Source organism: Hydrogenophaga sp. PBL-H3 (genome assembly GCF_010104355.1).
Classification (GTDB): Bacteria; Pseudomonadota; Gammaproteobacteria; order Burkholderiales; family Burkholderiaceae_C; genus Hydrogenophaga.
Map to the genome: position 1 here is coordinate 4003125 of NZ_CP044972.1, position 6876 is coordinate 4010000.

The window sequence follows — 6876 nt, forward strand, 5'->3', positions numbered from 1 at the left end:
ACGCCGGATTCGTGACACGCTGCACCGATACAGTGGCGCATCCCCCCACGCCACCGGAGACCGCCATGAACTCAGCCCTGCCCACCGCCGTCCAGACCGCCGCGACCGAATGGGAGAACCCCATGGGCACCGACGGTTTCGAGTTCATCGAATACGCCGCGCCCGACCCGGTGGCCATGGGTGCGCTGTTCGAGCGCATGGGCTTCAAGCCGATCGCGAAGCACCGGCACAAGGCCGTGACGCTGTACCGCCAGGGCGAGATCAACTTCATCATCAATGCCGAGCCCGACAGCTTCGCGCAGCGCTTCGCGCGTTTGCATGGCCCCAGCGTGTGCGCGATCGCCTTCCGCGTGCGCGACGCCAAGGCCGCTTACGAGCGTGCGATTGCGCTCGGCGCCTGGGGCTACGCGCAGTCGGCCGGCCCGGGCGAACTGAACATCCCGGCCATCAAGGGCATCGGCGACTCCATCATCTATTTCATCGACCGCTGGCGCGGCAAAAACGGCACCAAAGAGGGCGACATCGGCAACATCGGCTTCTTCGACGTGGACTTCGAGCCGCTGCCCGGTGCCGAGCTCAACCCCGCAGGCCATGGCCTGACCTACATCGACCACCTCACGCACAACGTGCACCGCGGCCGCATGGACGAGTGGGCAGGCTTCTACGAGCGCCTGTTCAACTTCCGCGAGGTGCGCTACTTCGACATCGAGGGCCAGGCCACCGGCGTGAAGAGCAAGGCCATGACCAGTCCTTGCGGCAAGATCCGCATCCCGATCAACGAAGAAGGCAACGAGAAGGCGGGACAGATCCAGGAGTACCTGGACCGGTACCACGGCGAGGGGATCCAGCACATCGCCATGGGCTCGACCAACCTGTACGACACGGTGGACGCGCTGGAGCTCAGCGGCGTGAAGCTGCTCAACACCAGCGAGACCTACTACGAGCTGCTGCCCAAGCGCATCCCCAACCACAGTGAAAATGTGGAGGCGCTGAAGCAGCGCAACATCCTGGTGGATGGCGCGCCTGGTGAACTGCTGCTGCAGATCTTCAGCGAGAACCAGCTGGGCCCGATCTTCTTCGAGTTCATCCAGCGCAAGGGCAACCAGGGCTTCGGTGAGGGCAACTTCAAGGCGCTCTTCGAGACCATGGAACTCGACCAGGTGCGCCGCGGCGTGCTCAAGGCCTGAGGGCGCACGCCATGGCCGTTGAACCCGTTGTGTATGGTGCCAGCGAGCGTCCACCGCGCGGTGACTACTCGCGCGCGCTGGCCGACTACACCTGCCCGCAAAACTGGGCCTCGTACACCGCGGCCGACCACGACACCTATCGCCGCCTCTACGAGCGCCAGACCGCGCTGTTGCCCGGCCTGGCATGCGACGCCTTCATCGAAGCCCTCCCCTCGCTGGGCATCAAGGATCACATTCCCCGCTTCGAGGAAATCAACGTTCGACTTCGGTCCGCGACCGGCTGGGAGTTGGTGGCGGTGCCTGGCCTCATTCCGGAGCGCCCCTTTTTCGATCTTCTCGCCCACCGGCGCTTCCCCGTCACCGACTGGATTCGCAATCCGGAAGAGTTCGACTACATCGTTGAGCCCGACGTGTTTCACGACCTGTTCGGCCACGTGCCGCTGCTGTTCAATCCGGTGTTCGCCGACTACGTGCAGCGCTACGGCGTCGGGGGCCTGAAGGCGCACGACCTGGGCGCGGGCGAACTGCTTTCGCGGCTGTATTGGTACACCATCGAATTCGGCCTGATCCGCCAGGCCAACGGGCTGCGGGCTTATGGCGCTGGCATCCTGAGTTCGTCAGGCGAGCTGCGCCACAGCGTCACCAGCCCCAAGCCACGGCGCATCGCGCTGGACCTGCTGCGCTGCATGCGCACGCGCTACAAGATCGACGACTACCAGGCCACCTACTTCGTCATCGACAGCTTCGAACAGCTGTTCGATATGACCGCGCCCGACTTCGCACCGCTCTACGAGACGGTGCGCTCGCTTGGTGAACTCGGGGCCGACGCGACCATCGCAAGCGACTCGTTCATCACCCTGGGGTGAAACGCCAGCGCGACGTGCGCTGCGCCGGGCACGAGGCGGTTGTCAGCGCCGGGCAAAGTAGCAGTGGACGCCGGGAAGACGATGTTGTCGGTGTTGCTGTACCAACAGACGAAGCGCCCCGTGTTGCGCTGCGGGTGCAAAAGCAGTTCGCGCGCCAGCAACGCCTGCTGCCAGTCGCCGTCGTGGCGCATCTGACGCCCGTTGTTCAAATGGCTGAACCGCGCCAGCCACGTGCCGCGGTGAGGTGATCCGATGGTGATGACCTTGTCGATGCGAGCACTGGCGTCTGCGGCGCTGGCCAACCACGCCCGCGCCGCCAGCCCGCCCATGCTGTGACAGATGAGCGTAGGCGCCCGGCCTGTCAGCGCCGTCGCGCGGTTCACGGCAGCATCGACGAGCGGCACGTACTCGTCAATCGAGCCGAAGATCGGCTCCAGGTTGACCGACACGTAGGGCACCTGGAGTTCGCGCAGCCGCCTCATCCAGGGCAACCAGAATCCGCGGTTGCAAACAAATCCGTGAATCAAGACCACCGCGGGACGGGAGGTGTCTGAAGCGGCAACGGTGTCGGGCATGTGCCGCCAGCAGAAGGGCTGCCGCCAGCCAAACACCTGCGGAGCCACCCTCACCTCTTGCCACCAGGCGGCGATCCATTGAGACACCTGGGCCCGGGTGCTTGCGTCCCCCCGGTTGACCACCGCTGCAGCCACCATTTCAATCGCAAGGACCGCCGCGTACCCCAGGAACACAAAGACGACACCTGCAACAGCCCAGACCGCAGAGCGTGGCCCCATCGCCCATAGCCATAGACTGGCCGCCGCCAATGCGCCCAGCACGATCGCCTGTTGCAGTCGGGCCAACGTCGACGGTGACTCGTGGGTCCGCACCAAGAGATTGGGTGTGTTCAAGGGTTCCATCACCAAACTATCGCATGGCCGCCATGCAATCCGCCTTGCGCACGCACAAAGCGATCACGCGCGACACTCATAGGGCAGCGACAGGGCTAGACTCTTCGCAAGTCGCCCGCCTAACCATGAGCCAGAACACCAGTGCCGCAGACCTCATCCGGACGCATCTTGCGCGTGTGGATCAGTTGCGCCGGCAGGCACACACTGAAGGCTGGCAGTCGGCTGTCGACGAAGTCAAGTTGCTGCAAGCCCATCGATTTCGAGCGACCTATTCCGACTTCTTGCAGCATCCGCGGTACGCACCGGCCACCCGATTCTTTCTGGACGAGCTTTATGGCGTACACGATTTCGTCCAACGTGACGCCCAGTTCTCGCGAATCGCTGGAGCCCTTGAGCGTTTGTTTCCAGAGGCGGTGGCCCAACTCGCAGTGGATCTCGCCGAGACCCACGCGCTGACTGAAGTGCTTGACCAGAAGCTGGCCACCCACTGGCAGACGCTTGATCCTGGCTTACCTGCAGCGACCCGCTATATCTTGAGCTGGCGCCTGACCAACTCCAGAGAGTCCCGCGAGCGGCAGCTGACGGTCATTCAACACATGGGACTTGAATTGCAGCGGCTCACGCGCATGAAGAGCCTGCGCCTTGGCCTTCGCATGATGCGCAATCCAGCGCGTGTGGCCGGTCTTGACGTCCTTCAGCACTTTCTGGAAAGCGGTTTCGATGCGTTCTCAAGCCTGGGCGATGCACGACCGTTCCTGAACGCGATCAATGAACGCGAGTCCCGCTGGGTGCAGGCCTTCTTCGAGCAACCCATGGACGCTTGCAGCGAAGCACTAACCCGTGAGTTGACCAGCAGCAACTGAGTCAAACGGCGCAGCGCCCAGCCCAACTGAACTCCCTCAGAACGAGATCCGCCAGCATGATCGCCTCGCACGACAAGAGCACGGTAGCAGCCAGCCTGGCCGCCCAGGGAATCACGGTCTTCGAGCGCGGCTGGCTTTCGTCAAACAACGTGCTGCTCATGGGCGACGGTCCGAGCTCACTCGTTGACTCCGGGTATTGCATTCATTCCCGTCAAACTGTCTCGCTTGTGCAAGGGGCGCTGAAAGGCCGCCCGCTGGACCTTCTACTGAACACGCACCTGCACAGCGATCATTGCGGGGGAAATGCCTCTCTGCAGGACGCGTTTCCTCAACTGCAAACACTGATTCCTCCGGGACAAGCGGGCTCGGTTGCAGATTGGGACCCTGTCGCGTTGACTTACGAACCCACAGGCCAATCATGCCCAGCGTTCAAGCACCAAGGAACCTTGAGGCCTGGCAAGAGCATTCAGTTGGGACGTGACGGTTGGGAAATTCACGCCGCGAAAGGGCACGATCCCCATTCGGTGATCCTGTTTCAGCGCGAGTCTGGAATCCTCATCTCGGCAGATGCCTTGTGGGGGAACGGATTTGGCATCGTTTTCCCGGAACTTGAAGGCACCGATGCCTTCGACGACGTATCCGCCACGTTGGATCTGATAGCAAGCTTGGCTCCCAGCGTCGTCATCCCCGGCCATGGAGCTGTCTTTTTCGATATCAGGGGAGCCCTGCAGCGAGCCCGTAGTCGCCTTGATCAGTTCGTGCGCCATCCGGCCAAGCACCGACGGCACGCGCTGAAGGTGCTGATCAAGTTCAAGCTTCTGGAATGGCAGTCCGTGTCCTTTGAAGACTTGCTTCATTGGTACAAGACCACGCCTTACATCTCGATCATTGAACAACGCACCACTTTCGCCAACGAACCATCTCTTGAAGACTCGCTCCAGACCTTGCTAGACGAACTGAACTCCAGTCGTGCACTGCGTCTGGAATCGGGTCACATCTACAACGCCTGAATGCGGAGAATGCGATCGAAGGACCACAGAACATTTGCCGCCATAAAGCCCAAACCCCCAGGCACCTGGAGGCACGAGGGGGTTTGGGGGGCTGGGTAAGAGCCTGACGATGACCTACTTTCACACGGGAACCCGCACTATCATCGGCGCAAAGGCGTTTCACTGTCCTGTTCGGGATGGGAAGGAGTGGTACCACCTCGCTATGGTCGTCAGGCATAACTTGTTGTCCTGACTGTGCACGCGCACAGCCCGAACGAATTCATAGAGCTTCGAATCAGCTGATTTTTTGATTGCTGCCAACGAGCTGAATCGACGTATCGATTCAAATCGGCATACACATGACATTTCTGTCGTATGACATTTGACTTTGAGATTTTATCAAAGTTATAGGGTCAAGCCTCACGAGCAATTAGTATCAGTTAGCTTAACGCATTACTGCGCTTCCACACCTGACCTATCAACGTCCTGGTCTTGAACGACTCTTTAGGGGGCTCAAGGCCCCGGCAGATCTCATCTTGGAACGAGTTTCCCGCTTAGATGCTTTCAGCGGTTATCTCTTCCGCACTTAGCTACCCGGCAATGCCACTGGCGTGACAACCGGTACACCAGAGGTGCGTCCACTCCGGTCCTCTCGTACTAGGAGCAGGCTTCCTCAAATCTGCAGCGCCCACGGAAGATAGGGACCAAACTGTCTCACGACGTTTTAAACCCAGCTCACGTACCTCTTTAAATGGCGAACAGCCATACCCTTGGGACCGGCTACAGCCCCAGGATGAGATGAGCCGACATCGAGGTGCCAAACACCGCCGTCGATATGAACTCTTGGGCGGTATCAGCCTGTTATCCCCAGAGTACCTTTTATCCGTTGAGCGATGGCCCTTCCATACAGAACCACCGGATCACTATGTCCTGCTTTCGCATCTGCTCGACTTGTCAGTCTCGCAGTTAAGCACGCTTATGCCATTGCACTATTAGCACGATGTCCGACCGTACCTAGCGTACCTTCGAACTCCTCCGTTACACTTTGGGAGGAGACCGCCCCAGTCAAACTGCCTACCATGCACTGTCCCCGATCCAGATAATGGACCTAGGTTAGAACCTCAAACACACCAGGGTGGTATTTCAACGTTGGCTCCACAAGATCTAGCGACCCTGCTTCAAAGCCTCCCACCTATCCTACACAGATCTGTTCAAAGTCCAATACAAAGCTACAGTAAAGGTTCATGGGGTCTTTCCGTCTTTCCGCGGGGAGATTGCATCATCACAAACATTTCAACTTCGCTGAGTCTCAGGAGGAGACAGTGTGGCCATCGTTACGCCATTCGTGCAGGTCGGAACTTACCCGACAAGGAATTTCGCTACCTTAGGACCGTTATAGTTACGGCCGCCGTTTACTGGGACTTCGATCAAGAGCTTGCACCCCATCAATTAATCTTCCAGCACCGGGCAGGCGTCACACCCTATACGTCCACTTTCGTGTTTGCAGAGTGCTGTGTTTTTAATAAACAGTCGCAGCCACCAATTTTTTGCAACCCATTCGTGCTCAGATGTTCTCATCACACTACTAGGGCACACCTTCTTCCGAAGTTACGGTGTCAATTTGCCGAGTTCCTTCTCCTGAGTTCTCTCAAGCGCCTTAGAATACTCATCTCGCGCACCAGTGTCGGTTTGCGGTACGGTCAATTACAAGCTGAAGCTTAGTGGCTTTTCCTGGGACCTCGTTCAGTTACTTCGCGAGCAAGCTCGCTCGATCAACAGCCTCGGTATATGACACGCGGATTTGCCTACGTGTCGCCTACATCTGTCTAAACCGGCACATCCAACAGCCGGATAACCTATTAAGATCCGTCCCCACATCGCACTTGTAATCGGTACAGGAATATTGACCTGTTTCCCATCAGCTACGCATCTCTGCCTCGCCTTAGGGGCCGACTCACCCTACGCCGATGAACGTTGCGTAGGAAACCTTGCGCTTACGGCGAGGGGGCTTTTCACCCCCTTTAACGCTACTCATGTCAGCATTCGCACTTCTGATACCTCCA

Annotated in this window: 5 protein-coding genes and 2 rRNA genes (1 of these 7 cut by a window edge); 4 read left to right on the forward strand and 3 right to left on the reverse strand. The window is 59.3% G+C overall.

All coding sequences use genetic code 11. The annotated features are described in order from the left end of the window. The first annotated feature begins 65 nt into the window (after positions 1-65). Positions 66-1187 carry a 4-hydroxyphenylpyruvate dioxygenase gene (gene hppD, locus F9Z44_RS18730; protein WP_159608215.1) on the forward strand — a complete coding sequence of 374 codons (1122 nt, stop codon included), beginning with the start codon at positions 66-68 and terminating at the stop codon, positions 1185-1187. 11 nt (positions 1188-1198) lie between these two features. Beyond that, entirely contained in the window at positions 1199-2053 is an 855-nt protein-coding gene (gene phhA, locus F9Z44_RS18735; RefSeq protein ID WP_159608216.1) for a phenylalanine 4-monooxygenase, read from the forward strand. Here the strand turns inward: phhA and F9Z44_RS18740 are convergent. Beyond that, a complete protein-coding gene (locus F9Z44_RS18740; RefSeq protein ID WP_159608217.1) occupies positions 1975-2970 on the reverse strand; it encodes an esterase/lipase family protein in 996 nt (331 codons plus the stop codon). The genes phhA and F9Z44_RS18740 overlap by 79 nt on opposite strands. Positions 2971-3086: 116 nt before the next feature. On the opposite strand from F9Z44_RS18740, the gene F9Z44_RS18745 reads away from it, so the two are divergent. Continuing rightward, entirely contained in the window at positions 3087-3824 is a 738-nt protein-coding gene (locus tag F9Z44_RS18745) for an FFLEELY motif protein (RefSeq protein WP_236574188.1), read from the forward strand. Between the two features lie 56 nt (positions 3825-3880). Then, a complete protein-coding gene (locus tag F9Z44_RS18750; protein WP_159608218.1) occupies positions 3881-4834 on the forward strand; it encodes an MBL fold metallo-hydrolase in 954 nt (317 codons plus the stop codon). Positions 4835-4935: 101 nt separating this feature from the next. Here the strand turns inward: F9Z44_RS18750 and rrf are convergent. Both rrf and F9Z44_RS18760 read right to left on the reverse strand, forming a co-directional pair. Then, positions 4936-5048 (reverse strand): 5S ribosomal RNA (gene rrf, locus F9Z44_RS18755). 174 nt (positions 5049-5222) lie between these two features. Beyond that, positions 5223-6876 (reverse strand): 23S ribosomal RNA (locus F9Z44_RS18760); it runs 1225 nt beyond the window's last position.